Origin of the sequence: Nocardioides pollutisoli (genome assembly GCF_040045055.1) — a bacterium.
GTDB lineage: Bacteria > Actinomycetota > Actinomycetes > Propionibacteriales > Nocardioidaceae > Nocardioides > Nocardioides tweenelious.
In genome coordinates, this window is the sequence record NZ_JBDZDU010000001.1 from 402,009 (window position 1) to 428,171 (window position 26,163).

22 protein-coding genes are annotated in these 26,163 nt (G+C 71.7%); 6 read left to right on the plus strand and 16 right to left on the minus strand.

What is annotated here, in order from left to right:
* Positions 1–2: 2 nt before the first annotated feature.
* Positions 3–683 (plus strand): TIGR00266 family protein, encoded by a 681-nt coding sequence (locus ABLE68_RS01950; RefSeq protein ID WP_348869423.1) that lies wholly within the window; start codon positions 3–5, stop codon positions 681–683.
* Here the strand turns inward: ABLE68_RS01950 and ABLE68_RS01955 are convergent.
* From ABLE68_RS01955 to ABLE68_RS01985, 7 genes are all read right to left on the minus strand, one after another.
* Positions 680–1,348, minus strand: a complete 669-nt coding sequence (locus ABLE68_RS01955) for an SDR family oxidoreductase (protein WP_348869424.1) — start codon at positions 1,346–1,348, stop codon at positions 680–682. The genes ABLE68_RS01950 and ABLE68_RS01955 overlap by 4 nt on opposite strands.
* Complete coding sequence (locus ABLE68_RS01960) at positions 1,348–3,264, minus strand: hydantoinase B/oxoprolinase family protein (protein ID WP_348869425.1); 1,917 nt, start codon at positions 3,262–3,264, stop codon at positions 1,348–1,350. Before ABLE68_RS01960 ends, ABLE68_RS01955 begins: the two co-directional genes overlap by 1 nt.
* A complete protein-coding gene (locus ABLE68_RS01965; protein WP_348869426.1) occupies positions 3,261–5,390 on the minus strand; it encodes a hydantoinase/oxoprolinase family protein in 2,130 nt (709 codons plus the stop codon). The genes ABLE68_RS01960 and ABLE68_RS01965 overlap by 4 nt, the downstream gene beginning before the upstream one ends.
* A complete protein-coding gene (locus ABLE68_RS01970) occupies positions 5,387–6,628 on the minus strand; it encodes an amidohydrolase family protein (RefSeq protein ID WP_348869427.1) in 1,242 nt (413 codons plus the stop codon). Before ABLE68_RS01970 ends, ABLE68_RS01965 begins: the two co-directional genes overlap by 4 nt.
* Positions 6,629–6,797: 169 nt before the next feature.
* Positions 6,798–7,463 carry a lysophospholipid acyltransferase family protein gene (locus tag ABLE68_RS01975; protein WP_348873219.1) on the minus strand — a complete coding sequence of 222 codons (666 nt, stop codon included), beginning with the start codon at positions 7,461–7,463 and terminating at the stop codon, positions 6,798–6,800.
* A gap of 62 nt (positions 7,464–7,525) precedes the next feature.
* Complete coding sequence (locus ABLE68_RS01980) at positions 7,526–8,161, minus strand: class F sortase (protein WP_348869428.1); 636 nt, start codon at positions 8,159–8,161, stop codon at positions 7,526–7,528.
* On the minus strand, positions 8,158–9,249 hold the full coding sequence (locus tag ABLE68_RS01985; RefSeq protein ID WP_348869429.1) for an ice-binding family protein: 1,092 nt from the start codon (positions 9,247–9,249) through the stop codon (positions 8,158–8,160). Before ABLE68_RS01985 ends, ABLE68_RS01980 begins: the two co-directional genes overlap by 4 nt.
* Positions 9,250–10,243: 994 nt before the next feature.
* Between ABLE68_RS01985 and ABLE68_RS01990 the strand changes: the two genes are divergently transcribed.
* The 3 genes from ABLE68_RS01990 to ABLE68_RS02000 all read left to right on the plus strand — a co-directional run bounded on the left by ABLE68_RS01990 (position 10,244) and on the right by ABLE68_RS02000 (position 12,666).
* Positions 10,244–10,453 (plus strand): hypothetical protein, encoded by a 210-nt coding sequence (locus ABLE68_RS01990; RefSeq protein ID WP_348869430.1) that lies wholly within the window; start codon positions 10,244–10,246, stop codon positions 10,451–10,453.
* A 91-nt stretch (positions 10,454–10,544) separates the two neighbouring features.
* Positions 10,545–11,462, plus strand: a complete 918-nt coding sequence (locus ABLE68_RS01995) for an alpha/beta fold hydrolase (protein WP_348869432.1) — start codon at positions 10,545–10,547, stop codon at positions 11,460–11,462.
* A gap of 1 nt (position 11,463) precedes the next feature.
* Positions 11,464–12,666: a PQQ-dependent sugar dehydrogenase gene (locus tag ABLE68_RS02000; RefSeq protein ID WP_348869434.1), complete on the plus strand. Its 1,203-nt coding sequence runs from the start codon at positions 11,464–11,466 to the stop codon at positions 12,664–12,666.
* Here ABLE68_RS02000 and ABLE68_RS02005 read toward each other — a convergent pair.
* The 8 genes from ABLE68_RS02005 to gatC form a co-directional block, all read right to left on the minus strand.
* Positions 12,656–13,456: an ECF transporter S component gene (locus tag ABLE68_RS02005; protein ID WP_348869436.1), complete on the minus strand. Its 801-nt coding sequence runs from the start codon at positions 13,454–13,456 to the stop codon at positions 12,656–12,658. The genes ABLE68_RS02000 and ABLE68_RS02005 overlap by 11 nt on opposite strands.
* Positions 13,453–15,033 carry an ABC transporter ATP-binding protein gene (locus tag ABLE68_RS02010; RefSeq protein ID WP_348869438.1) on the minus strand — a complete coding sequence of 527 codons (1,581 nt, stop codon included), beginning with the start codon at positions 15,031–15,033 and terminating at the stop codon, positions 13,453–13,455. The genes ABLE68_RS02005 and ABLE68_RS02010 overlap by 4 nt, the downstream gene beginning before the upstream one ends.
* A complete protein-coding gene (locus tag ABLE68_RS02015; RefSeq protein ID WP_348869439.1) occupies positions 15,030–16,145 on the minus strand; it encodes a CbiQ family ECF transporter T component in 1,116 nt (371 codons plus the stop codon). Before ABLE68_RS02015 ends, ABLE68_RS02010 begins: the two co-directional genes overlap by 4 nt.
* Entirely contained in the window at positions 16,142–17,002 is an 861-nt protein-coding gene (locus ABLE68_RS02020) for a hypothetical protein (RefSeq protein WP_348869441.1), read from the minus strand. The genes ABLE68_RS02015 and ABLE68_RS02020 overlap by 4 nt, the downstream gene beginning before the upstream one ends.
* Positions 17,003–17,009: 7 nt before the next feature.
* Entirely contained in the window at positions 17,010–18,638 is a 1,629-nt protein-coding gene (locus ABLE68_RS02025) for a prenyltransferase/squalene oxidase repeat-containing protein (RefSeq protein WP_348869442.1), read from the minus strand.
* Positions 18,639–18,837: 199 nt separating this feature from the next.
* Positions 18,838–20,331: an Asp-tRNA(Asn)/Glu-tRNA(Gln) amidotransferase subunit GatB gene (gene gatB / locus ABLE68_RS02030; protein WP_348869443.1), complete on the minus strand. Its 1,494-nt coding sequence runs from the start codon at positions 20,329–20,331 to the stop codon at positions 18,838–18,840.
* A 2-nt stretch (positions 20,332–20,333) separates the two neighbouring features.
* Complete coding sequence (gene gatA, locus ABLE68_RS02035; protein ID WP_348873220.1) at positions 20,334–21,851, minus strand: Asp-tRNA(Asn)/Glu-tRNA(Gln) amidotransferase subunit GatA; 1,518 nt, start codon at positions 21,849–21,851, stop codon at positions 20,334–20,336.
* Positions 21,848–22,147, minus strand: a complete 300-nt coding sequence (gatC, locus tag ABLE68_RS02040; RefSeq protein WP_348869444.1) for an Asp-tRNA(Asn)/Glu-tRNA(Gln) amidotransferase subunit GatC — start codon at positions 22,145–22,147, stop codon at positions 21,848–21,850. The genes gatA and gatC overlap by 4 nt, the downstream gene beginning before the upstream one ends.
* An 80-nt stretch (positions 22,148–22,227) precedes the next feature.
* On the opposite strand from gatC, the gene ABLE68_RS02045 reads away from it, so the two are divergent.
* Positions 22,228–22,758 carry a SigE family RNA polymerase sigma factor gene (locus ABLE68_RS02045; RefSeq protein WP_348869446.1) on the plus strand — a complete coding sequence of 177 codons (531 nt, stop codon included), beginning with the start codon at positions 22,228–22,230 and terminating at the stop codon, positions 22,756–22,758.
* On the plus strand, positions 22,751–23,884 hold the full coding sequence (locus tag ABLE68_RS02050) for a hypothetical protein (protein ID WP_348869447.1): 1,134 nt from the start codon (positions 22,751–22,753) through the stop codon (positions 23,882–23,884). Before ABLE68_RS02045 ends, ABLE68_RS02050 begins: the two co-directional genes overlap by 8 nt.
* A 102-nt stretch (positions 23,885–23,986) precedes the next feature.
* Here ABLE68_RS02050 and ligA read toward each other — a convergent pair whose 3' ends face one another.
* Positions 23,987–26,056, minus strand: coding sequence for an NAD-dependent DNA ligase LigA (ligA, locus tag ABLE68_RS02055; RefSeq protein WP_348869448.1), 2,070 nt, complete (start codon positions 26,054–26,056; stop codon positions 23,987–23,989).
* Between the last annotated feature and the right edge of the window lie 107 nt (positions 26,057–26,163).

Below are 26,163 nucleotides of genomic sequence, written 5' to 3' on the forward strand. Positions count from 1 at the left end.
ACATGAAGACCGAGATCCTCTACAGCCCGGCGTACGCGTCGGCCAAGCTCACCATGTCCGCCGGCGAGAGCGTGCGCGCCGAGTCCGGCGCGATGCTCGCGATGGGCCCGGGCATGTCGATGGAGACATCGACGCAGGGCGGCATCATGAAGGGCCTGAAGCGATCGCTCCTCGGCGGCGAGTCGTTCTTCATGAACACCTTCACCGCCCAGGCCGACGGCGCCGAGCTCTACCTCGCGCCCACGCTCTCCGGTGACATCGTGCACTGGCCCCTCAACGGCACCCTCTTCGTGCAGTCCGGCTCCTACCTCGCGTCGTCGAGCGGGATCGAGATCGACACGAAGTGGGGCGGCGGCAAGACCTTCTTCTCCAGCGAGGGTCTCTTCATGCTGCGCGTGGCGGGCCAGGGCGACCTGATGCTGTCGAGCTACGGCGCGATCCATGCGATCGACCTGCAGCCCGGCCAGACCTACACGGTCGACACCGGCCACATGGTCGCGTGGACCGACGGCATCCAGTACAACGTCCGCAAGGTCGGCAACTGGAAGTCGACGTTCTTCTCGGGCGAGGGCCTGGTCTGCGACCTGACCGGCCCGGGCCGGATCTACGTCCAGACCCGGAGCCAGGACGCGTTCCTCAGCTGGCTGATCCCGCAGCTGCCCACGCAGAGCAGTAGTAGCTAGTCCACCGCGGTCCGACCCAGCAACGCGCGCAGCGGCAGCGTTCCGACCGGCAGCCCGTGCCGGTCGTAGTAGGCGAACATCGCGGTCAACCACGGGTGCGTGCCGGGGTCGTCGGTCTGCTCGACGGCGACCCCGGCGTCCGCGGCGAGCCCGGCGACCGTGGCGACCCGTGAGGCCAGCTCGTAGGTCGCGCCCGCGTGGCCGTCGTCGCGCAGCACGACCGCAGCGACCGCCCCGAGGTCGGCCAGGTCGAGGAACCCGAACGGCGCGTGCACGTCGTACGGCACCCGCACCGGCTCGGTGAGGTCGAGGTTCTGCAGGTAGGTGCCGGGCTGCAGGATCGTCCACGCGAGACCGGACCTGCGGACCAGGTCCTCGGACACCGCCTTGCCGACGTGGTGCGCCATCTCAGGCGCGTACGGCGAGGCCACCGAGTGGTAGACGACCCGCCCCACGCCGGCCGCGGTCATCGCGGCGAGCGCCTCGGCGACATAGGCCGGCTCGTCGGGGTGCAGGTTCGGCGCGATGAGGTAGGCCGCGTCGCAACCGGCCATCGCGCCGGCGAGGTCCGGCCAGTCGGCCCGACCCAGCGGGACCGCGTCGGGCAGGGCCGCGCAGACGGCGCGGCCGGTCTTGCCGTGGCCGCCGATCACCGCGACCCGCATCAGACCAGGTCCACCTCGGCGTACGCCGCACCGTCGGCGAGCTGCGCGTAGCCCGGTCCGCGGTCGAAGAACGCCTCGCTCGGGGCGGGTCGCGACGCGCGCTCGGCGAGGGTCGCGGCCTCGTCGTACGCCAGCGAGTCGTCGTCGAGCGAACCGGTCAGCACCACGCCGTACGACGCGAGCGCGGCCTGGGGCGAGACCTTGCGCCAGACGACGTCGCGAACGACGAGCCCAGGATCGCGGTCGAGCGGGTTGCCCCAGCCGCCGCCACCGGTGGTGCGGATCCGCACCACCTCGCCGGCCGCGATCGGAGCCGCGTCGGCGAGGGCGTCGACCTCGCGCTCGTTCGGGCCGCCGGCGTCGATGACGACCTCGAACGGCTTGCCGGCGAGGCCGCCCTTGACGCCCCAGCAGGCCAGGATCGACCGGTCCGCGATGGACATGAAGTGGCCGTCCTTGAGCATCCGGATGTGCTTCTCGTAGCCGAGGCCGCCGCGGAACTGACCCGCTCCCCCGCTGTCCATCGCCAGCGACAGCGACTCGACGCGGAAGGGGAAGCGCGCCTCGGTGAACTCAGACGGGAGGTTCCGCGAGTCGGGGACGACGTGGATGGTGTCCTCGCCGTCGGCGTAGTAGCGGCCACCGGAGCCACCGCCGAGCACCTCGCGCATGAGGTAGGGCCGGCCGTCGAGGTCGTCGCCGTAGACCCCGGTGTAGCGGATCGTCTCCTGGTCGGCCGGCATCCGGCCGTCGACGGCCTTCGCGACCACGCCGGCGAGGACGCCGAGCAGCCGCAGGATCACGAACGTGCGGGCGTTGGTGGGGGCCGGGAAGACCGGTGTGAGCAGGGTGCCGGGCGGCGGGAACCGCATCTCGATCAGCGGCACGATGCCCTCGTTGACGTCGAGCTCGGCCATCCGCTCGGGGCTCTCGGCGAGGTTGCGCAGGATCGGCGCCAGCCACTTCTTCAAGAAGACGCCGTCGCTGTAGTCGCCGCAGTGGTTGATCGGGCCCTTCGCCTGCGGCGACGTGCCGCCGAAGTCGAGGATCAGGCGTTCGCCGTCCGGGTCGTCGGCCGGCGTACGCGTCAGGGTGATCCGCTGCGTGTGGAGCATCGGCTCGTCGACGCCGTCGTGCTCCGCGTAGTCCTCCCACACCCACTCCCCGACCGGGATCTGGCTGAGGATCTCGCGGCGGTAGGTCTCCGTCGTCCGGCTGATGATCGCGTCGAAGCAGGACTCGACCGTGTCGGTGCCGTAGCGGTCGAAGAGCTCGCCGAGCCGGCGCGCACCCATCAGGCAGGCCGAGCACTCGGCGTCGAGGTCGGCGGCGAGCGACTCGGGCATCCGGGAGTTTCGGGTCATGATGCTGAGCGCGGCCTTGTTGGGCACGCCCGCGTCCCAGAGCCGGATCGGGGGGACCATCAGGCCCTCCTCGAAGACGCTGGTGGCGTTGGACGGCATCGAGCCGGGTACGGCGCCGCCGATGTCGTCGTGGTGGCCGAAGGCCTGGACGAACGCGACGACCTTGCCGTCGCTGAAGACCGGGACCGTGACGCAGAGGTCGGGCAGGTGCCCGATGCCGCCCTCGGAGCGGTAGACGTCGTTGTGGAAGAAGACGTCGCCCTCGCGCATCTCCGCGATCGGAAAGTCGCGCGCGATCGGGTGGACGAGCGCGGAGTACGAGCGCCCGGTGAGCTTGCGGAGCAGCCGGTCGTGGATGCCCGCGCGGAAGTCGTGGGCGTCGCGGATCATCGGGCTGCGGCTGGTGCGGCCGATGGCGGTCTCGACCTCCATCTCCACGCTCGCCAGGGACCCCTGGACGATCTCGACCAGCACCGGGTCGGCGCTCGCGCCGGCGTCGTCGGTGAGGTGGCCGAACGGGAAGTCGGTGGGTGCCCTGCGGGAGTCACTCATGCCTGGCTCCTGGTCACGATGATGTTGAGGTAGTCGTCGATGCGGGCGGTGAAGCCGGGGTGCAACGGGACGGTCGACCCGAACTCCTCGATGATCGCCGGACCGACGACCACCGTCCCCGGTGACAGGTCGGGTCGCCAGAGCACCGGCGTCTCGACGTACCCGTCACCTGCCTCGAAGCAGACCTGCCGCACCGTCGAATCGAGGGTTTCGTTCGTTGAGTCGAGACTTCCGTTCGTCGAATCGAGAGTTTCGTCCGACGGAACTCTCGACTCAACCGACGGAAGTCTCGATTCGACCTTCTTGATCTCGGGGCGCTGGATCGGGCCGATGCCGGAGACCCGGAGGTTGACCCACTCGACCTGCTGGGTCGGGTCGCCGGAGAAGTCGTAGCCGTAGAGCCCGCGGTGGGCCTCGTGGAACGCGTCGGCGACCGCAGCTGGGTCGAGGTCGGCACCGACCGGGACCCGGACCTCGAAGGCCTGGCCGAAGTAGCGCAGGTCGGCGGTGCGCGCGAACACGTGCTCCTCCGGGGCGAAGCCCTCCTCGGCGAGCGCCGCGGCCGCGCGCGCCGTGAGCTCGTCGTAGATGCCGGCGACGGTGGCCGGGTCGAGCTGGTCGGCGAGCGCGACGTGGGTCTGCACGTAGTCGTTCTTCACGTCGACGGTGAGCAGGCCGAAGGCCGAGACGTTGCCGGGGTTGGGCGGCACGAGGACCGCGGGCAGCCCCAGGACGTCGACGAGCCGGCAGAGCAGCAGCGAGCCGGAGCCGCCGAACGTCGTGAGCGTGAAGTCGCGGACGTCGAGACCGCGCTTGACGGTGACCTGGCGCAGCGCGTTGGCCTGGTTCCACGCGGAGATCTCGAGCACGCCGCTGGCACACGCCTCGGGCGACATCCCGAGCTTGCCGGCCAGGGCCTCGATGCCGGCGCGGGCCGCGTCGACGTCGAGCGGGATCTCCCCGCCCAGCAGGTGCGGAGGGATCCGGCCGAGGAAGACGTGGGCGTCGGTGATGGTGACCTCGGTGCCGCCCTTGCCGTAGCAGAGCGGACCCGGGTCGGCGCCCGCCGACTGCGGACCGACCTTGAGGGTGCCCTCGGGCGAGAGCCAGGCGATCGAGCCGCCGCCGGCGCCGACGGTGACGACGTCGATCATCGGGATCTTCGAGGGGAACGCACCGACCGAGCCTTCGGTGGTCAGCGTCGGCTCGCCGTCGATCACGACGGAGACGTCGGTCGACGTACCGCCTCCGTCGGAGGTCAGGACCTTGTCGAAGCCTGCGACCTTCGCGATCAGCGCGGCACCGAGGGCGCCGGCGGCGGGACCGGACAGCACGGTGGTGATCGGCTGGTGCACGACCTCCGCGGCCGACAGCACGCCGCCGTTGGACTTCATCACGTAGAAGGGGATGGTCCGGTCGTCGAGGGCGTGGAGGCGGCTGGCGATGTTGGTGACGTACGCCGAGAGCCGCGGCTTCACGGCCGCGTCGACGAGCGTGGTCATCGCGCGTTCGTACTCGCGGTACTCCCGCAGCACCTCGCTCGACAGCGAGACCACGGCGTCCGGGTGCTCCTCGGTGAGCACGGCGCGCATCCGCTCCTCGTGCTCCGGGTTGGCGTAGGCGTGCAGGAAGCAGACGCCGAGCGTGTTGACGCCCTGCGCCTTGAACCAGCGGGCCGCCGTACGCGCGGACTCCTCGTCGAACGGCCGCACCTCGGCGCCGGTGAAGTCGAGCCGGCCGCCGACGCCCTTCACGAGGTCGCGCGGCACGATCCGGTCGGGCTTCACCCAGAAGTAGGAGTTGCCGTAGCCGTCGGGCACCGACTGGCGGGCGATCTCGAGCATCGCCTCGTAGCCCTCGGTGGTGATGAAGCCGAGCCGGTCGACCTTGCCCTCGAGCAGCTGGTTGGTGGCGACCGTGGTGCCGTGGCTCACTGCGTCGATGTCAGCACCGGTCCCGCCCAGCAGGCCGAGCACCTTGTCGATGCCGGCGAGGAAGCCGTCGGCCGGGTTGCTGGGCGTCGACGGCGTCTTGGTCGTCACCAGCTCGCCCGAGTCCTCGTCGAAGGCGACCACGTCGGTGAACGTGCCACCGGTGTCGATGCCGATCCGGATGCGGCGGGTCATGAGTTCTCCTGCTCCAGGTGGAAGATCGTGCTGGACGTCGAGCTCGCGACCACTCTGCCCGAAGCGACGACGTACGCCGGAGCCGCGTGGTGGCTGAGCACCTCGCGCAGGGCGGCGTGGTGATGGACGACCAGGTCGGCGCTGCCGCCGACCTCGACCCGGTGGCCGCTCACCCCGAGGACCGTGGCGGCCGTCGTGGTGACCGCGTCGTAGACCAGGTCGATGCCCGCGGTGTCGACCGCCTCGAGAGCGTGCGCGGCGAGGAACGCGACCTCGGCCATGTTGTGCCGACCGAACGGGTAGTAGGCGTCCTCGATGTCGTCCTGGCCCAGCGCGACCGACACACCCATCGCGGTCAGCTCACGCACCGGCAGGTGCAACGGACCGGTGTGCGGATCGGACACGAACCCCAGCCCCGCACGCTTCACCAGGCCGGCAAGCCGCTCCAACGACGGCCGCGCGTAGAGGCCGACGGCCCGCGCGTGGTTGGCGACACCCTTGCCCACCAGACCGTGCTCGAGCATCGCCTCGGCGAGCATCTCGGTGGTCCGCAGGCTCGCGTCACCCGCGTCGTCGACCAGCATCGCGACCCGACGCCCGTGCGCCGCCGCCAGGGCACACATCCGGTGCACGTGCTCGCGAGCCTCGGCGTCGGTGTGCTCGATCCACGGGATCCCGCCCACCACGTCCGCACCCAGGTCGACCGCCTCCCGCACCAGGTCCTCGGCCCCCGGGTCACGGAGCAGCCCGTCCTGCGGGAACGCCACGACCTGGAGGTCGACCACACCACGGAACTCCTCACGCAGCGCGAGCAGCGGGATCACCCCCTCGAGCCGCGCCTTCGTGTCGACGTCCGCGAACGCCAGCACGTGGCGCACGCCGTAGCGCACCGCCTCGAGCACCGCCTTGCGCGCGTTCGGCAGGATCCACGACCGGTCGTAGTCGGCCTTCACCGCCGACGCGAGCTCGATCGAGTGGAGCGCGGAGCCCATCTGGCCCGAGGTGTACGCCGTCAACGCCGCGTCGCCGATCCGGTCCAGCGTGTAGACCTTGTCGAGGTGCATGTGACCGTTCACGAAGCTCTCGGTCACCAGAGCACCCGCCGCGTCGACCTCGGACCGACCCCGCAGCGGCGCCTGCTCCACCGCGGCGATCACGCCGTCGTCGATGCCGATCTGCCAACGTCCGTCACGGCCGCGCAGCGCCGCATCCGCGATCACGAGCTCATGGGTGGGCACGCCACGATTCAACCGGTCGCCACTCGGCCCGACCACGGCAGACCTTGCCGATGAGACGACCTTCCATCGGCAATCTCTGCCAGCCGGCTCGGCGTCGCTTCGGCACGCACCTGACGCAACTGTCGTGGTTGCGGGGTTTTCACGACATCTACGTCAGGTGCGACGTCCCTCAGGCGTCGGGGGCGCGGTCGTTGTAGACGCCGGCCTCCTCCTGGCCGGTCATCGCCTGGATCGCGGACATGATCTCGTCGGTGATCTCGCGACGGGCGCGACCGAGCGGCACGCCGTCGTACCTCCCGACGACCTGGATCGGCTTGCCGAAGGAGATGCTGACGGGCACGACCTTCGGGAAGCGGGCGCCGACGGGCTGCAGCTTCTCGGTGCCGGTGAGGCCGACGGGTACGACGGGGACGCCGGCCGTCAGCGCGAGGTGGGCGACGCCGGTGCGGCCACGGTAGAGCCGGCCGTCGCGCGAGCGGGTGCCCTCGGGGTAGATGCCGAACGCGCCCCCGCGACCGAGGACGCCGAGGGCGGTGTCCAGGCTGGCGATCGCGGCCTTGGAGTCGTCGCGGTCGACGGGCAGCATGCCCATGCCCTCGAACCACGCCTTCTGCAGCGTGCCCTTGAGGCCACCACCGGCGAAGTAGTCGGACTTGGCGAGGAAGTGGACCTTGCGCGGCGCCACGATCGGGATGACCAGGCTGTCGGCGAAGCTCAGGTGGTTGCTGGCGAGCAGCACCGGCCCGGTGCGGGGCACGTTCTCGAGGCCCGTGACCGTGGGGCGCCAGACCAGCTTCGCCACGGGCGGGACGACGGTGTGCAGGACCGCGTACATGACCACGTCCCCAGTGTTGCGGTTACCGGCGGGTCTGCCGATTCCGGCTCGGGGAGCGGGCGTCAGCTGCGCGTGCCAGAGACCCACCGTGCGTTCACCACGACGTTCGCCTGGTAGCCACCCCGGTCGGCGTCGTACGCGCCGCCGCAGGTCACCAGGTTGAGCTCGCGCCGCCCGTGCCCGCCGTACACCTGGCGCGCCGGGAAGTCGGCGTTGGCGTAGGTCCGGACCGAGTGGACGACGAAGGTCACCGAGCTGCCGTCGTCCAGGGCGACCCGGACCCGGTCGCCGGGCCCGAGCTCGCTGAGGCGCGCGAACACCGCCGGTCCGTCGACCGAGTCCACGTGCCCGAGGATGACGGCCGGACCGTGGGCTCCGGGCGGTGGACCGAGGTGGTACCACCCGGCCAGGTCGGGATCCTTCGGCACCTCGACGGTCCCGTCCGGCTGGAGCCCGAGCTCCGTCAGCCGCGTGGTGAGGCCGATGCCGGGGACCGTGAGACGCACGGGCTGTGGCAGCGGAGCCGGCGCGGTCGTCGCGCCAGGTGTGGTCGGACCGGTGGCCGTGGTGGCCGCGACGGTCGGCTCCGAGCTCTCTGCCGGAGCCGACCGGTCGCTCCAGATGATCAGGCAGGCGGCTGCCGCGAGGGCCAGCGCCGCCGCGGTCACCCGCCACGCCGTGGTCGAGCGCCGCGTCATGCGACGGGCGGGTCGGTCGCCTCCGGTCGCCGCGACCCCCGGATCACCGCCACGCCGGCCCCACCGAAGCAGAGCAGCCCGAGTGCGAGCCAGCCCGCGCCGCCGCCGAGGTCAGGGAGTCGCCCGGTGCCGGGGTGGCCGGTCGGGATCGGGGTGTCGATGCCCGGTCCGCCCGGTCCGCCCGGGCCACCGGGTACACCCGGACCACCCGTACCGCCGCCGGGTCCACCGGATCCCCCGGCTCCCGGGGCGGTCGGCCCGCCGGTGGAGGTGCTGGTCGGCGTCGAGGTCGGGGGGGAGGTGGGCGTCGAGGTCGCCGTGGCGGTCGGCGTCACGCTGGGCGACGCCGTGGGCGCGGCGCAGACAGGCTGGGTGATCGTGTTGGAGTCCAGCGAGACCTGGCCGTTGCGGGCCAGCATCCGACCCTGGACGGTCGCGCCGGTCTGGAGACTGATCGAGGTGAGCGCGAGCACGGACCCCACGAAGGTGGTCGTCGTGCCGATCGTGGCCGAGCTGCCCACCTGCCAGTAGACGTTGCACGCCTGGGCGCCGCCGATCAGGGCCACGGTGCTGCTGCTGGCCGTGTTGAGCGTGGACCCTGCCTGGAACACGAAGACCGCGTCCGGGTCGCCCTGCGCGTCGAGGGTGACCGTGCCCGTCAGCGCCATCGCGCTGGCGGAACTGTAGACGCCCGCGACCAGGGTCCGCCCGCCGAGGTCCTGGCTGGTGACGTTGACCACGGGGCCGCGGCCAGCGGCGTCGTTGTACGCCGTGGTCAGGTCGGTCTTGGCCTGCAGGGCGACCGCGTCAGCGGCGTGGATGGTCCCGCCGTTCACCTGACCGGGCGGGAAGCCGGTGACCGCCGCACCGGGGCTGACGCCCACGTCGCCGGAGATCACGCTGGGGCCGGTGTTGGTCACGGTCGTCCCCGCGAGCACGGCGTACGGCGTCGCCGTGCCGAGACCGACCGGCGGCTGTGCCGCCAGGGCCGGTCCGCCGGCGGCGACGACGAGAAGGGCGGCGGTCGCGAGGACGAGCACCGCTCGCAGCTGGCTGCGGGGTCGCGAATGAGGACGGGTGGGAGGCATGCGGTCGCTCCGAGCGATTGCCGGAGCGGCGGTGCCACCTGGAGGTTCGAATGTCAACTAGTCCGGATATCTCGACCGTACGCCCGATATCTAAGACGCGCATCACCCCAAATAGGTGAAGGGCCCTCGGAAGTATGAGTTCCAAGGGCCCTTCGGTGTGATCGGTACTGATGACGCTCCCGATCGACTGCTCCTCGCTTCCGGCCCCGGCGGCTTCGTCATCCAGCCTCCGCGACGCTTCCCCAGCACGCTGGTTCTTCGTCGAACGGACCTTCGTCTCCGAGCTGTCCCGCCTTCCCTTGCGGGACTGCGTGGGAGAAGTTCTATGCCCTCCGGGAAGGGGTGCGCAAGAGCTTTCGCGAACATTCTTCTGGTTCCACCGAAAGAAGGTGGTTCATCCACAGAGATGACCCCCGTTGTCCACAGAAATCGCTCAGATCCCCACAGCTGAGCGGGATTCTCGGCAGCGGCGGTTGAGGAAGGACGAAGTCCTGTCTCGAAACCACCGTGCCCGGAAATGGATGAAGGGCCCTTGCGAGTATGAGTCGCAAGGGCCCTTCGAGGTGACTGGTTCCGGTGACGCTTCCAGTCGACACCTCGTCCCCTCAGGTCCCAGCGGCCTCGTCACCCAGCCGCTGCGCCGCGTCTGCGGCAAGCCGCAGAACCAGCGTGTGGACCCTCGTCTCCGAGCTGTCCCGCCTCCCGTTGCCGGAGGGCGTGGGAGAAGTTCTAAACCCTTCGAGATTCACCGCGCAAGAGCTTTCTCGAACATTCTCCTGGTTCCACTGAAATGGGGCGATCGGTCCACAGATCCGGTCCCGGTCGTCCACAGCGGAAGCCCGGATACCCACAGATCTGGAAGGCCCCTGTGGATATCGGTCGACCGTCTGCGGAGTTCACGGAACCGTCACACGACGTTGACCCGCGCGAATCGGCACCGGCCTAGCGTCGTCCTCACGTTCCATCCTCGGGAAAGCTCATCGGGAGCCCGCACATGACCCAAGCCCTGCACCTCCTCGGCCACGCGGTCGACGCGGTGAGACGTTGGCCGGTCGAGTCGCAGCAGCGCGCTCGCCGCAACGCCATGATCGCCTCCACCGCCCTCGCACAACGACGTGCTGAGCTCGACGAGGTCGAGGACTTCCTGACCAGCCTCGCTCTCGTCCCGGCACCGGAGGTCGCAGCCCAGGCTGCGCACGGCTGAGTTCACCGGGCGGACTTGCCTCTCCCTGGCCGCCCGGTGAACTCAGCCACACCTGGCATCTTCTGACCCGTTTCCGGGGCAGGATGCACGGGTGTCCGCCACCCAGCCCGCCGAGCCGCAGTCGCTCGCGGAGCTCGCGTTCGACGAGGTCCGCTCCGACGACGGCACCCTGCTCCGTGCCTGGACCAACGACGCCGACGGCACCATCGACGGCCCGACCGTGCTCCTGTGCAACGGGCTCGGGACCAGCGCCTGGACGTGGCCGGCCTTCCTCGACCCCGACTGTGGTGTCCGCGTGGTGTCCTGGAACCACCGCGGCACGGGCGGCTCCGCGCGTCCTGCAGACCGGAGCCGGGTCGGCATCGAGGAGTTCGCCGAGGACGCGCTGTCGGTCCTCGACCACTACGGCGTCGAGCGCGCGGTGGCGGTGGGCTGGTCGATGGGCGTCAACACGGCCTTCGAGCTCGCCGTACGCCACCCCGAGCGGGTATCCGGGCTCTTCGCCGTGGCCGGCGTCCCCGGCGACACCTTCTCGACCATGCTCGCGCCGCTGCACCTGCCGCCCCTCGCCGCCAAGGCGGTCGCCGTCAACCTCGCCCGCACCTTGAAGTACGCCGGCCGCGCGATCACCCCGGTCGCCGCCCGGCTTCCCGTCGGCGAGCGCACGGTCGCCGCGCTGACCCACACCGGGCTGATGTTCGACGTGCCCGACCGCGACCTCGCCGCACGCGCGGTCGCGGCGTTCCTGGAGACGCCGGTCGAGTGGTACATGCACGTCGCTCTCCACACCGCCCGCCACCCGCGGGTCTCGCTGAGCGGCATCCGCGTCCCGGCGGCCTTCGTCGCCGGCCGCTTCGACGTGCTCGCCGGTCCGACGGCGATGGCCAGCGCCGCCGCCCGGATCGACGGTGCGACCTACACCGAACTGCGCGGCAGCCACTTCCTGCAGATGGAGCAGCCCGACCGCGTCCACTCCCTGCTCCTGGAGTTCTTGCGTAGGGTCGGCTGACATGGCCCGCCTCGGCAGTCTCGCCGCCCTCGCCAGCGCTGCCGTGGTCTCCGCGGCACTCCTGACCGGCTGCTCCGGCAGCGACAGCGACGCGCCGCCCAACCAGACCGTCACCGCGACGCCGCACTCCTCAGATTCGAGCGGACAGAGCCCGGCTACGTCCGGCTCCCCCACGGATCCGGCGACCACGAGCTCACCCAGCGACGACACCGCCGCGGGCAACCGTCCGGCGAAGGTCATCGGCACGATCGCGAAGGGCCTCAAGACCCCGTGGGGCATCGGCTTCCTGCCCGACGGCGACGCGGTCGTGACCGAGCGGGACACCCGCCGGGTGCTGCTGCTCGAGGCGCCGTCGTACGACGTGCGCCAGGTCGGCGTGGTGAGCGCGGCCGTTCCGCTCGGCAGCGAGGGCGGCGAGGCCGGCCTGCTCGGCGTGGCCGTCTCCCCTGACTTCGACAGCGACCACCTCCTCTACTTCTACCTGAGCACCGCCGCCGACAACCGGATCGTGAAGGCCACCCTCGAGAAGGGCCGGCTCGGCACCCCGAAGGTGATCCTGGACGGCATCCCCAACGGCTTCATCCACGACGGCGGCCGGCTCGCCTTCGGACCCGACGGCTACCTCTACGCGTCGACCGGCGAGACCGGCGACAGCGAGCTGGCCCAGGACAAGAGCACGACGGCCGGCAAGATCCTCCGGATCACCACCGACGGCGACCCCGCGCCCGGCAACCCTTTCCAGGGCTCGCCGATCTGGACCTACGGCCACCGCAACGTCCAGGGCCTGGCCTTCGACGACCGGGACCGGCTGTGGGCGTCGGAGTTCGGCAACCACACGTTCGACGAGCTGAACCTGATCGAGAAGGGCCACAACTACGGCTGGCCGATCGTCGAGGGGCAGGGCGGGGGCGATGGCCTCACCGACCCGCAGGTCGTGTGGAGCACCGACGAGGCCTCGCCGTCCGGGCTCGCCTACCTCGACGGCCACCTCTGGCTCGCCGCGCTGCGTGGCTCACGGCTGTGGCGCATCGACGTCAAGGGCGATCGGGCCAGCAACCCCGTGGACTTCTTCGTGGGCGAGTACGGCCGGATGCGCACGGTCGTCGCCGCACCGGACGGCAACCTCTGGGTCACCACGAGCAACCAGGACGGGCGCGGGTTCCCGAAGCCGGGAGACGACCGGATCCTGCTGGTCAGGCCCTGACCGACCCCGTCACCGTCGCCCGCTTCGACGCACGCCGCAGCGTGCTCATGATCGCCGGACCGAGCACGACGATCGCCACGGCGTTGGTGATCGCGCGGATCGTGTCCCAGCTGCCCGTTGACGTCAGCAGCGTGTAGACCGCGAAGGTGTGCAGGTTGTCGACCAGCGGCGCACCCGGGTCGAAGGACAGCGAGCCCGCATGGCCCTCGACGGCGATGCCGGCCAGGAAGGGCCAGCCCGAGAGGTTCATCAAGATCCCGAAGGCGTACGCCGCGAACACGCCGTACGCCGCGAGCATCGCGATCTCGGCCCGCCCGGTCACGCGTCGTGGGAGCAGGCCCGCCCCCATGCCGACCCACGCCGAGCAGAGCATCTGGTAGGGCAGCCACGGTCCGACGCCGGCCGTCATCAGCGCGGACGCGAAGAGCGAGGTGCAGCCGAGCACGAACCCGAACCCCGGCCCGAAGACCCGGCCCGCGAGGATCAGCAGGAAGAACGTCAGCTCCACGCCGGCCAGTCCCGGCGAGATGCCGCGCAGGATCGCGTTGACGGCGCTGAGCACCCCCAGGATCGCGAGCACCCGCGGGTCGAGCCCGCCCTCGTTGAGCTCGGCGAGGACCACCGCGATGACCACCGGCAGCAGGCCCAGGAAGAGGAACGGCGGGTCGACCCGCTCGCCGGTGTGCACGTGCACCAGCAACGGCCAGCAGAGCATCATCAGCCCCGCGAGCGACGCGACACCGAGCACGAGGACCGAGCGCGGGGCGATCTGGACCGCGGGCGCGCTCATGACGCGCTCAACCGCTCGACGATCTCGTCGACGCGCAGCCACGGCGCCCCGAGGACCTTGGTGACCTGAGGAGCGAACGCCGGGGACTCGGCGACCACGCGGCGCACCGGGCCCGACGAGACGATCTCCCCCTCGGCGAGCACGACCACGTCGTCGGCGGCCTGCGCCACGAACTCCACGTCGTGGGTCGCGACCAGGACGGTGTGGCCGTCGTCGGTGAGGCCGCGCAGGATCCCGGCGAGCACGTGCTTGGCGGCGTAGTCGAGGCCGCGGGTCGGTTCGTCGAGCAGCAGCAGGCGGGGGCGCGACACCAGCACCAGGGCCAGGACGAGCGCGAGCCGCTGCCCCTCGGACAGGTCGCGCGGGTGCTGGTCACCCGGGATGCCCGGCACCAGCTGGTCGAGGAGCGTGCGGCACGCGCCGGTGCCGCCGTCGGCGGCGGCGCACTCCTGGTCGACGGTCTCGAGGTAGAGCAGGTCGGCGGCGTTCTGGGGCACCAGTCCGACCAGGGCCCGTCGCTCGGCGGGCGCGAGTCCTGCCGGTTCCGTGCCGCCGACGTCGACCTTGCCCGACGTACGCCGCCCGCTGCCCTGGATCGCCCACAGCAGCGACGACTTGCCGGAGCCGTTGCGGCCCATCAGCGCGGTGACCCGGCCGCCGCCGAGGTCGAGGTCGAGGTCGCGCACCGCGACCGTCTGGCCGTGCGCGACGGTCAGCTTGCGGACCGTGGCGGCGCTGGCGACCTGGACCTCCTCGACCGCGGGCGGAGGTCCGATCCGGGTCGCCAGGTCGCGGGCCAGCCGCCGGGCCTCGCGCACGCTCAACGGCAGCGGGGTCCAGCCGGCCGCTCGGCCGAGCTCGACGATCGGGGGTACGACGGGCGAGGTGACCAGCAGCTCGCCCGGTGCCCCGACGTGGACCTGACCGGCGCCGGTCAGCAGGCACATCCGGTCGACGAAGGGCACGACGCGCTCGAGGCGGTGCTCGGCCAGGAGCACCGAGACGCCGAGGTCGTGGACCAGCCGGGTCAGCGTCGCGAGGACCTCCTCGGCCGCGGTCGGGTCGAGGGCCGAGGTCGGCTCGTCGAGCACGAGCAGCCGCGGGTGCATGGTGAGCACCGAGCCGATGGCGACCCGCTGCTGCTGCCCACCGGAGAGCGTGCGCAGGTCGCGCTGGCGGAGCTCGGCGATGCCGAGGAGGTCGAGCGTCTCCTCGACCCGGCGGCGCATCGTCTCGGGCGGCAGGCCGAGCTGCTCCATGCCGTAGGCGAGCTCCTCCTCGACCGTGTCGGTGACGAAGCCGGTGGCCGGGTTCTGCCCGACGTAGCCGATCGCGTGGGCGCGCTCGCGCGGTGGGGTGCGGACGATGCTGGCCCCGTCGAGGAGCACGTCGCCGTCGAGGACGCCGCCGCTGAACCGCGGCACCAGGCCGGTGACGACGCCGAGCAGGGTCGACTTCCCGACCCCGGTCGGACCCGAGACGAGGACCAGCTCGCCCTCGTCGATGGTGAGGTCGACGCCGGCCAGGACAGCCGGCCCGTCGTCGTACGCGAACCCGATGCCGCGCAGCTCGATCATGCGGCCACCTCCTCGCGCACGCGGACCGGCGCCACGGCGACGAACGGGCGGGCCGGCAGGGGCGAGCAGAGCGGGCCGAGCAGAGCGACGAGTGCCAGGACGAGCGCGGTGGCGCTCACCGGCGGGAAGGCGTCCAGGGGTGGGTAGGCGATGTCGGCCTGGTGCTGGTTCATCCACCATCCGAGTCCGCCGACCACGAACCCGGAGGTCGCGACCGCGAGCTCCGGCCACTGCCACGAGTCCGGTCGGTAGCGGGTGCGCTCGACCCGACGGCCGGCGCTGAGCAGACCGGCGACCGCGGCGGCCACCCCGATCGCGAGCATCGGCAGGGCGAGGAACCGCGGCGCGGTCGTGTCGAGCACGGCGTACACGCCGACACAGATCCCGCCGAGACCGACGAGCATCAGTGTGCCGGTCACCCGGCGCTGCGCACGGGTGAGGCCGCTGGCGCGTCCGTAGCCACGGGTGTCCATGCCGGCCGCGAGCGCGAGGGAGTGCTCCAGGGCGTCCTCCAGCACGGGCACGAGGAAGCGTCGGAGCCGTCCCACCCGGGCGGTGTCGCCGGCGCGCAGGCTCTGGGCGGCGCGCACCCGGCGCGCGCTCTCGGCGAACTGCGGCAGCACGGTGACGGCGACGACCAGCGCGGTGCCGATCTCGTAGAGCGCGGGTGGCACCGAGCGGAGCAGCCGCTTCGGGTTGGCCAGCGAGTTGGCGGCGCCGATGCAGATCACGATGGCGGCCAGCCGCAGGCCGTCGTACAACGCGAACAGCAGCGCCTGCAGGTAGATCGGACCGAAGAGCTGGATCCCGGCGACCCAGTCGGGCAGCGGGATCTCGGGGAGGTGCAGCAGCACCGGCCCACCGATCCAGCCGCCGAAGACGAGGCGGAACGCCACCCGGATCACGACGATCGCCACGCCGAGCCACACGTAGATCCGGAACGACTGGCCCCACGGCTGGTCGGACCGACGCAGCGCCACGACGAGCGCTGCGACCCCGATGAGCATCAGCAGCACGAGCGGGTTGGTCGTGAACGAGGCCGCGAGGGCGAGACCGAGCGCCCAGAGCCACCACGCCACCGGGTGCAGGTCGCGTGCGAGACGCGGGCTCACGGGCTCGCCCGGCGCCGGCGTACGACGAGCACGGCCCCGGCCGCACCGAAGAGCACCACGATCACGGCCGGGGCGACCCAGGCGGGCAGCCCGCTGTCGTCGGGGTCGGCCGGGTCCGCGGCGTCGGCCGCCATCGGCGAGACCTGGTCGGGCGTCGCGGACATAGACGACGACGGGTCCGGGGTCGGGGTGGCGGACGGCGTGTGGTGGTGCCGCTTGGACGGGGTCGCCGTCTCCATGTCCGTGGGGTCGGTCGTCCCCGACGCACTCGCGGACGGGCTCGGCGAGGTGCTCGCGGACGTCGACGGGTGGCCGGACGAGTGGTGCGACGGGCGCGAGGTCGGGGCGCTGGTCGGGGAGCTCGGGGTCGGCGTCGCGGCCGGGTGCGGTGCCGGGCTCGCACCGGGCGCCGACCGGGCGCTGCTGCCGTTCCACGAGAAGGCGACGTACCCGCCCTCGGGGACGCGCAGCGAGCCCGCGCCGCTCGAGGCGTAGGACCAGCTCCCCGTCGTGCCGTCGGACCACCACAGGCCCCAGTAGGCATCGGCTGGGGGCGTGCTCACGCACGGGTCGCTCGCCGGTGCACCGCTCACCCGGCAGACGAAGCCCGGCTGGCGCTGCACGTAGTCCAGGGAGAAGCCCGCGGCCGGGAAGAGGTCCGAGGCGAGCCGGCCCCCGCCGTCGGCGACGCAGGCGGTGCGTACGCCGCCACCGAGCTCGTGGAAGTCGACGACGACGCTCACCCCGTGGCTCGTCGAGCAGGTCGCCGCCGAGGCCGGAGCCGGGGTCGCGACCGTGCTCGCCGCCGCGGCCAGGGCGGCCGCGGCGACGAGCAGGGTGAGGTTCCGAGAAACCACCCGCACGTCAGCGGGTGACGGTGAAGGTCTTGCTGGCCTTGCGGTTGCCGAAGGCGCCGGTCACCTTGACCTTGGCGGTGCCCGGCTTGTTCGGGGCCTTGAACGACGTCGTGAAGACGCCCTTGCCGTTCGCCTGGCCGCCGGTGCCCTCGCCCGAGGCGGAGTGGCCGGTCGACGGCCACTTCACGGTGACGCTGACCATCTCGCCGGGAGCGAGACCGCGGACCTTGACGACCTGCTTCGCGCCGACGGCGACCTTGCCCTTGATCGACAGGCCGAGCTTCTTCGCACCGAGCGCGGTGACGTCGGCGGTGCCGAAGGGCCCGTCGACGTTGGCGACGGTGATCGTGCTCTTGCCCGGCTTCTTCAGCAGGATGACGGGCAGGTGCGCCTCGCCGAGCGCGCTCGCGAAGCCGAGCACCGACTCCTCACCCATCATGGCGCAGAGCGCCTCGCCGGGCGTGGCGCCGATGACGCCGACCGAGACGGTGCTGCCGGCCTTGACGTAGTCGGGAGCGAAGAGCACGTTGCGGTCGCCGTCGCCGACCGGGGCGTACTGGAGCACCGGGAGCGCCTGCGTGGTCGCCCGGCGGAACTGGTCCTGCTTCTCGGCGTCGATCGGCGTCGCACCGGCGGCGTCCACGGCGTTGGTGTTGTATGCGATCGCACCGCGGTCGGCGTCGGCGAAGTAGACGCAGTTGGCCACGTTGGTGAGCTGGTGCCCACGGACCCAGGCCGCCGCGTTCGCCACGGCGGCGTCGTCGCCACCGAGCTCGGCGAGCGCCCAGCCGGCGAGGCCGGTGCTGTTGGCGTTCGGGCCCTTCGTCGACTTGCCGCCACCCCAGGCGCCGCTGGCCTTCTGGGTGCTCAGCAGCCAGGTCTCGGCCTTGTCGATGACCGGGACGAGCGCGTCGTCGTGCATGCTCACCAGCGCCATCAGGGCGATCGCGGTGGCGTCGGTGTCCGGGATGCTCTCGGGGTCGGCGTCGCAGGTCTGCGTGGCAGCCCCGGGCTTCGAGAAGTAGAGGCGGAACCAGCCCGCGTCGCACTGCTGGTCGACGAGGAAGTCGGTGACGGCAGCCGCGGAGTCGCTGTCGGCCTCGACGAGCCCCTGGGCGGCGTACGCCTGACCCAGGACGTTGGCGTAGTCGCTGGCGCTCGCGGGGTCGAAGCTGTCCTGGATCCGGCCCTCGTTCGCCCCGGCCGTGGCGACCGTGGACTCGAGCTGCGTGACCAGGTCCTGCCCGCCGTACGACGTCGGGTCGTCACCGGCCGCCTGGGCGAGCACGATCGCCTTGGCGACGCCACCGGCCGACAGGGTCGTGCCGAAGCCGGGCTCGGTGTAGGACGTGATGTTCGCGGCGAGCGCGGTGCTGACGGTGTCGGCCGCGTCCGCGTCGCCGACCGCGGCGAACGCCAGGCCGGCGTCGACGCTCAGCCCGTAGTCGGTGAAGTCGTACTGGTCGTTGTGGATCAGGCCGTCGGTCAGCTGGGCCGTCAGCCATGCCGTGCCGGCGGCGGCCGGCGCGGGGTCGGCCGCTGCGGCGGAGGCCGGGGTCGACGTGGCGATCAGGCCGGTCAGAGCGAGGGCGGGTACGGCGAGTGCGGCAGCCGCCCGACGGGTGATGCGATGCATGGGGGTGTCCTTCCCGCTGCTGCGTTCCACGACAGCGCGATGGGGACGCGTCGCAACAGGTGCTCCGGCTCGCCGTCGGTCTCCCCGAGGGGACCGGCGGCCTACGGTTGCGGGTCAGCGCCGGACTCGGACCGGCTTTCCCCGTTGCGGGCGTAGTTGGTAGGTCCGCGCAGCATATCCCGACGCGGACCGGTGGACGTCAGCCGAGCTTCTCGAGGATCAGCTCGCGGACCCGGGCAGCGTCGGCCTGGCCGCGCATGTCCTTCATGACCGCACCGATGAGCGCGCCGGCGGCGGCGTGCTTGCCGTCGCGGATCTTGTCGGCGACGTCCGGGTTGGCGGCGATCGCGGCGTCGACCGCAGCGCCGAGCGCGCCGTCGTCCGAGACCACGGCCAGACCACGGGCCGCGACGATCTCCTCGGGCGTGCCCTCGCCGGCGATCAGGCCGTCGAAGACCTGACGCGCGAGCTTGTCGTTGACCGTGCCGGCGTCGACGAGAGCCTGGACGGCAGCGACCTGGGTCGGCGAGACGCCGAGGTCGGCGATGTCGACGCCGGCGTCGTTGGCGCGACGGCCGAGCTCGGAGAGCCACCACTTGCGCGCGGCCTGCGGGCTGGCACCGGCGGCGACGGTCTCCTCGATCAGGCCGACCACGCCGGCCGCGACGACGTCACGCATCTCGAGGTCGGTGTAGCCCCAGTCGCCCTGGAGGCGGGCCCGCTTGAGGAGCGGGTTCTCTGGCAGGGTGCCGCGCAGCTCGTCGACCCACTCTCGCGACGGCGCCACGGGCACCAGGTCGGGCTCGGGGAAGTAGCGGTAGTCCTCGGCGTCGGACTTCTCACGACCGCTGGTCGTGATCCCGGTGTCCTCGTGCCAGTGCCGCGTCTCCTGCAGGATCGTCCCGCCCGCGTCGAGGATGCCGGCGTGCCGCTGCATCTCGTAGCGCACCGCCCGCTCGACCGAGCGGAAGGAGTTGACGTTCTTGGTCTCGGTGCGGGTGCCGAGCACGCCCGAGCCCTTCGGCGACAGCGACAGGTTGACGTCGGCGCGCAGGTTGCCCTGGTCCATCCGGGCCTCGGAGACGCCGAGCGCGAGGATCAGGTCGCGGAGCTGGGAGACGTAGGCACGAGCCACGGCCGGCGCCTTCTCCCCCGCGCCCTGGATCGGCTTGGTGACGATCTCGATGAGCGGGATGCCGGCCCGGTTGTAGTCGACCAGCGAGTGGTCGGCGCCGTGGATGCGACCGGTCGCGCCGCCGACGTGCAGCGACTTCCCGGTGTCCTCCTCCATGTGGGCGCGCTCGATCTCGACGCGGAACATCTCACCGTCGACGTCGACGTCGAGGTAGCCCTCGAACGCGATCGGCTCGTCGTACTGACTGGTCTGGAAGTTCTTCGGCATGTCCGGGTAGAAGTAGTTCTTCCGGGCGAAGCGGCACCACTCGGCGATCTCGCAGTTGAGCGCGAGGCCGATCCGGATCGCCGACTCGATCGCCTTGCCGTTGACGACCGGCATCGCGCCGGGCAGGCCCAGGCAGGTCGGGCAGACCTGGGTGTTGGGCTCGCCGCCGAAGACGGCCGGGCAGCCGCAGAACATCTTGGTGTTGGTGTTGAGCTCGACGTGGACCTCCAGGCCCAGCGCCGGGTCGTACGACGCCAGCACGTCGTCGAAGCCAACCAGCGTGTCCGTCATGGTCATGCACCTTCCAGGGCAGGAGCCTTGTCGAGCAGGGGGGCGCCCCACTGCTCGAGCAGCGCGGCCTCGAGGGCGGCACCGACCCGGTAGCAGCGGTCGTCGGCGAGGGCCGGAGCCAGGATCTGGAAGCCGGCCGGGAGGCCGTCCTCCTCGGCCAGGCCGCTCGGCACCGAGATGCCGGGCACGCCCGCGAGGTTGGCGGGGATGGTCGCGAGGTCGTTGAGGTACATCGCGATCGGGTCGTCGAGCTTCTCGCCCAGCTTGAAGGCGGTGGTCGGCGCCGTCGGGGAGACCAGCACGTCGACCTCCTCGAAGGCCGCCTCGAAGTCGCGCGCGATGAGCGTGCGCACCTTCTGGGCCTGGCCGTAGTAGGCGTCGTAGTAGCCGCTGGACAGCGCGTAGGTGCCGAGGATGATCCGGCGCTTCACCTCGTCGCCGAAGCCGGCGTCACGGGTTGCGCGCATCACCTCCTCGGCGCTCGCGTCGGGCTTGCCCTCGGGCCAGACCCGCAGTCCGTAGCGCATCGCGTCGAACTTCGCGAGGTTGCTCGACGCCTCCGCCGGGAGGATCAGGTAGTAGGCCGCCATGGCGTGCACGAAGTTCGGGCACGACACCTCGACGACCTCGGCGCCGGCCTTGACCAAAAGGTCGACCGACTCCTGGAAGCGGGTCATCACGCCCGCCTGCCAGCCGTCGCCGGAGAGCTCGGTGATCACGCCGACGCGGACGCCGCTCAGGTCGCCGGCAGCACCCTGCTTCGCGGCCGCGACCAGGTCGGGCAACGGCTGGTCGACGGAGGTGGAGTCCTTCGGGTCGTGACCGCCGATGACCTCGTGCAGCAGCGCCGAGTCGAGCACCGTGCGGGTGACCGGGCCGGCCTGGTCGAGGGAGTTGGCCAGCGCGACGAGCCCGTAGCGCGACACCCCGCCGTACGTCGGCTTCACACCGACGGTGCCGGTGACGGCACCCGGCTGGCGGATCGAGCCGCCGGTGTCGGTGCCGATCGCGAGCGGGGCCTCGAAGGCAGCGACCGCGGCAGCGGACCCACCGCCGGAGCCGCCCGGGATCCGGTCGAGGTCCCAGGGGTTGTGCGTGGCGCCGTACGCCGAGTGCTCGGTCGACGAGCCCATCGCGAACTCGTCCATGTTGGTCTTGCCCAGGATCGGCAGGCCCGCGGCGCGGAGCCTGGCGACCACGGTCGCGTCGTACGGCGGGATCCAGCCCTCGAGGATCTTCGACCCGCAGGTCGTCGGGAGCCCCTCGGTGGCGAGGACGTCCTTGACCGCGATCGGCACGCCGTCGAGGTACGACGCCGGCGACCCGGCCGCGCGGCGCGCGTCGGACTCAGCGGCCTGCGCGAGCGCGCCCTCGGCGTCGACGTGGAGGAAGGCGTGGACCGGGCCGTCGACGGCGGCGATCCGGTCGAGGTGGGCCTGGGTCAGCTCGACCGAGGTGACGGTGCCGGCGGCGAGCGCGTCGGCCATCTCCGCCGCGGTCTGGTGGATGAGGGACATCAGGCTTCCTCCCCCAGGATGCGCGGCACGGAGAAGCGCTGCTGCTCGACGGCCGGGGCACCGGAGAGCGCCTGCTCGGGCGTCAGGGAGGGCACCACGACGTCCTCACGGAAGACGTTGGTGAGCGGGAGCGCGTGGGAGGTCGGCGGGATGTCGTCACCGGCGACGCCGCTGATCGACGCCACCGACTCCAAGATCACGGACAGCTGGGGGGCGAGGTGGTCGAGCTCGGCGTCGTCGAGGTCGATCCGGGCGAGGTTCGCCAGGTGCGCGACCTCGTCGCGAGTGATCTCAGGCATGGGGGCCATCTTAGGAGGCCTGGACCCCAACCGATCCGCCGGTCACCGCATCTACCGTGATGACCGCTCGAGGAGGATCGATGACCACACGCAGGCTGACGGACGAGGAGTTCTCCGAGTTCGTCCACGCCGTCTGGCCGGGGCTCTATCGCACGGCCTACCTCATGCTCGGGGAGCACCAGCTCGCCGAGGACCTGGTGCAGACGGCGCTGGCCAAGACCTACGCCTCGTGGCGCCAGGTGAAGGAGCCGGCCGCGGCGCCGGCGTACGCCCGGGTCGTGCTGGCCAACACGGCCGCGTCCTGGTTCCGGCGTCGGTCGTGGCGCAACGAGCACCCGACCGAGGTGCTGCCCGACGCGGGCAGTGAGCACGACCCGAGCACCCGCCCGGCCGTCGTCGACGCCCTCCGCACCCTCGCGCCGCGACAGCGCGCTGTCGTGGTGCTCCGCTACTACGACGACCTCAGCGTCCGCGAGGTCGCGCACGCCCTCGGCATCAGCGAGGGCACCGTCAAGAGCCAGACCTCCGACGCCCTCGCCCGTCTGCGTACGCAGCTCGGAGAGGCCGTCGTCCCCGCCCACCTGATCTCACCCGGAGGTTCCCGTGACTGAGCGACTCTCGACGCTCCTGCGTGACGAGGCGGCCGACCTGCTGCCGCCCCCGCCGCCGACCGCCGACATCCTCGGGACCGGCCGGCGCCTGCGACGCCGTCGTCGAACGGCTCAGGTCGTCGGTGGCAGCGCCCTGGCCGCGGTCCTGGTCGTCGGTGCCGTCTTCGCGACGACCTCTCTTCACGACGACGCGGCCGGCGGCGGCGAGGGAAAGGGCATCGACCCGGCGACGGCCGCCTACCTCGACCACGGAGCGTTCGCCACCGGCACCACGGTCCACCTCGGCGACGGCGGCAACGTCGACGTCGGCGAGAAGGTCAAGGTCGTCTACTACACCTCGGCGGGCCTGCTCGTCCGCAGCGGTGACACGCCCTGGACCGACGACCCCGGTCCCTCGCACTACTCACTGGTCGCGCCCGACGGGACGACGACCCGGCTCGACCTCGACCTCGGCGACCGGGTGCCGGCCACCGACCCCGACCAGCCCGTGGTGGCCTACGCGGACGCCGCCGGACCGGGGTCCGACAGCTGGGACATCGTGGTCCGCGACGTGACCACCGACCGCGAGGTCTCGCGCACGACCGTCCAGGGCAGCTTCACCTGGGGCGGGTGGGAGGCCCCGCCGGTCGAGCTCGACGGCGACCTCGTCTACGTCGGCCTCGACGCCGAGACCCCCGCTGTCGACTGGCGCACCGGCACGGTCACGTCGACCTCCCTGGGCTCCTCCACCGTGCCCGAGGTGGCCGGCGGGCACGTGGTCACCTCGACCAAGAGCACGGTCGAGGTCGTCGACCTCGCGACGGGCCGGAGCGTCTACTCGACGCCGAACGACGGCTACCCCTACATCTCCCTGTCCCCCGACGGTCGCTACGCGAAGGTCGTGCAGCAGGACGAGTCGGAGGGTGACAGCTTCGACGTGGTCGACCTCCGGTCCGGCGACACGACCACCATCGACGGAGCATCCTGGGACTTCGGCTGGAGCCCCGCAGGCAACCTGGTCTCGGTCGATCTGAAGGCCGGAGAGCTCTCCACCTGTACGGCGGGCGGCGGCGACTGCAGCACCAGCCCCGTCTCGGGGCCGGTGAAGGGCGAGCTCAAGCTGGCGGGGATCTCCTACGAGTCCTGATCGATCGGTGGTCGAGGAGGTCGCGCAGCGGCCGTCTCGCAACCCCCGCGCCGACGTACGCACGGTGGCTGCGGGGGTTTCGAGGCAGGACCTCGTCCTTGCTCAACCAGCGGAACCGGCCGGGCCGTCTTCGAGAAGCCTCTTGAAGCCCTCCTCGTCGAGGACCGGTACGCCGAGCTGCTCGGCCTTGTCGGCCTTCGAGCCGGCGTTGTCGCCGACCACGACGTAGTCGGTCTTCTTCGACACCGAGCCCGCGGCCTTGCCGCCCCGGCTGAGGATGGCCTCCTTCGCGGAGTCGCGGCTGAAGTCGACCAGTGACCCGGTCACCACGATCGTGAGCCCCTCGAGAGTCCGCTCGATGGACTCGTCGCGCTCGTCGGCCATGGTCACCCCGGCCGCGGTCCACGCGTCCACGATCTGCGCGTGCCAGTCGACGGCGAACCACTCGATCACGGCCTCGGCGATCGTCGGTCCGACGCCCTCGGCGGCCGCGAGCTGCTCCTCGGTCGCGGCCCGGATCTCGTCCATCGAGCCGAACTCGCCGGCCAGGGCGCGGGCCGCGGTCGGGCCGACGTGGCGGATCGACAGGGCCACCAGGACCCGCCAGAGCGGGACCTCCTTGGCCTTCGCGAGGTTGTCGAGCAGCCGCTGACCGTTGGCGCTGAGCTGCGGACCCTCCTCACCCTTCTTGGGCGCGCGGGTGAAGAGCGGCGCCCGCAGCAGCTTGTCGGCGTCGAGGTCGAAGACCTCGCCCTCGTTGGCGATCACCTCGGCGTCGAGCAGCGCCACCGCGGCCTCGTAGCCCAGGCCCTCGATGTCGAACGCACCGCGACCCGCGACGTGGAAGACCCGCTCGCGGACCTGCGCCGGGCAGAACTGGTGGTTGGGGCAGCGCCGGTCCTTGTCGCCCTCCTTCTGCTCCACCAGCGTGGTCCCGCAGGCCGGGCAGTCGTCCGGGCCCACCCACTCCGGCAGGTCGTCCGGCCGCAGCGCGAGCACCGGCCCGAGGACCTCGGGGATCACGTCGCCGGCCTTGCGCAGGATCACCGTGTCGCCGGGGCGCACGTCCTTGCGCTTGACCTCGTAGTAGTTGTGGAGGGTGGCGTTCTCGACGGTCGAGCCGGCGACCTTGGTCGGCTCCATGACGGCGTACGGCGTGACGCGGCCGGTCCGCCCGACGTTGACCCGGATGTCGAGGAGCTTGGCGTTGACCTCCTCGGGCGGGTACTTGAACGCGATCGCCCAGCGAGGCGCCCGGCTCGTCGACCCGAGGCGTCGCTGCAGCGCGACGTCGTCGACCTTCACGACGACGCCGTCGATCTCGTAGGGGACGATCGTGTGGCGGTGCTCGCCGGCGTTCTCGATGTAGCCCTCGACGTCCTTCAGGGTGGGCAGCACCCGCACCTGCTCGGAGACCGGGAGTCCCCACGCGGCGAGCGCCTCGTAGGCGTGGGACTGCGCGACCGGCTCGAACCCCTCCCGGGCGCCGATGCCGTGGCAGACCATCCCGAGCGCCCGGCTCGCGGTGACGCGGGGATCCTTCTGGCGCAACGACCCGGCTGCGGAGTTGCGGGGGTTGGCGAACGGCGCCTTGCCGGCGTCGAGGAGCGAGGCGTTGAGCCGCTCGAACGCCTCGACGGGCAGGAAGACCTCGCCCCGCACCTCGATCAGCGCGGGCACCGGGAACTCCGTCGACTCGCGCAGCCGGTGGGGCACGGCCTCGATGGTCTTGACGTTGGGAGTGACGTCCTCGCCGGTCGTCCCGTCACCGCGGGTCAGCGCCCGGACCAGGCGGCCCTCCTCGTAGAGCAGGTTGATCGCCAGGCCGTCGACCTTGAGCTCGCAGAGCAGGGCAGGGTCGTCGACCCCGTCGCGGGCCAGGCGAGCGTGCCACGCCTCGAGCTCGTCGTACGAGAAGGCGTTGTCGAGGCTCTCCATCCGGCGGAGGTGGTCGACAGCCGTGAACTCCGTCGAGACCGCTCCCCCGACCTTCTGGGTCGGCGAGTCGGGCGTGCGCAGCTCGGGCAGCTCCTCCTCGAGCTCCTGCAGGCGCCGCAGCCGACGGTCGTAGTCGGCGTCGTCGAGCGTCGGGCTGTCGAGCACGAAGTAGCGGTAGCGCGCCTCCTCGATCTCCTCGGCGATCAGCCGGTGCTCCTCGCGGGGGTCGGTCATGGGAGGCATTCTGCCGGGCCGCGCCGACAGCGGGCGCCCGGGACTCCCGCGAAAAAACTCGAGAAAAATCTGATTTGCCGGAATGGGCCGGTGGATCTACGGTGTTG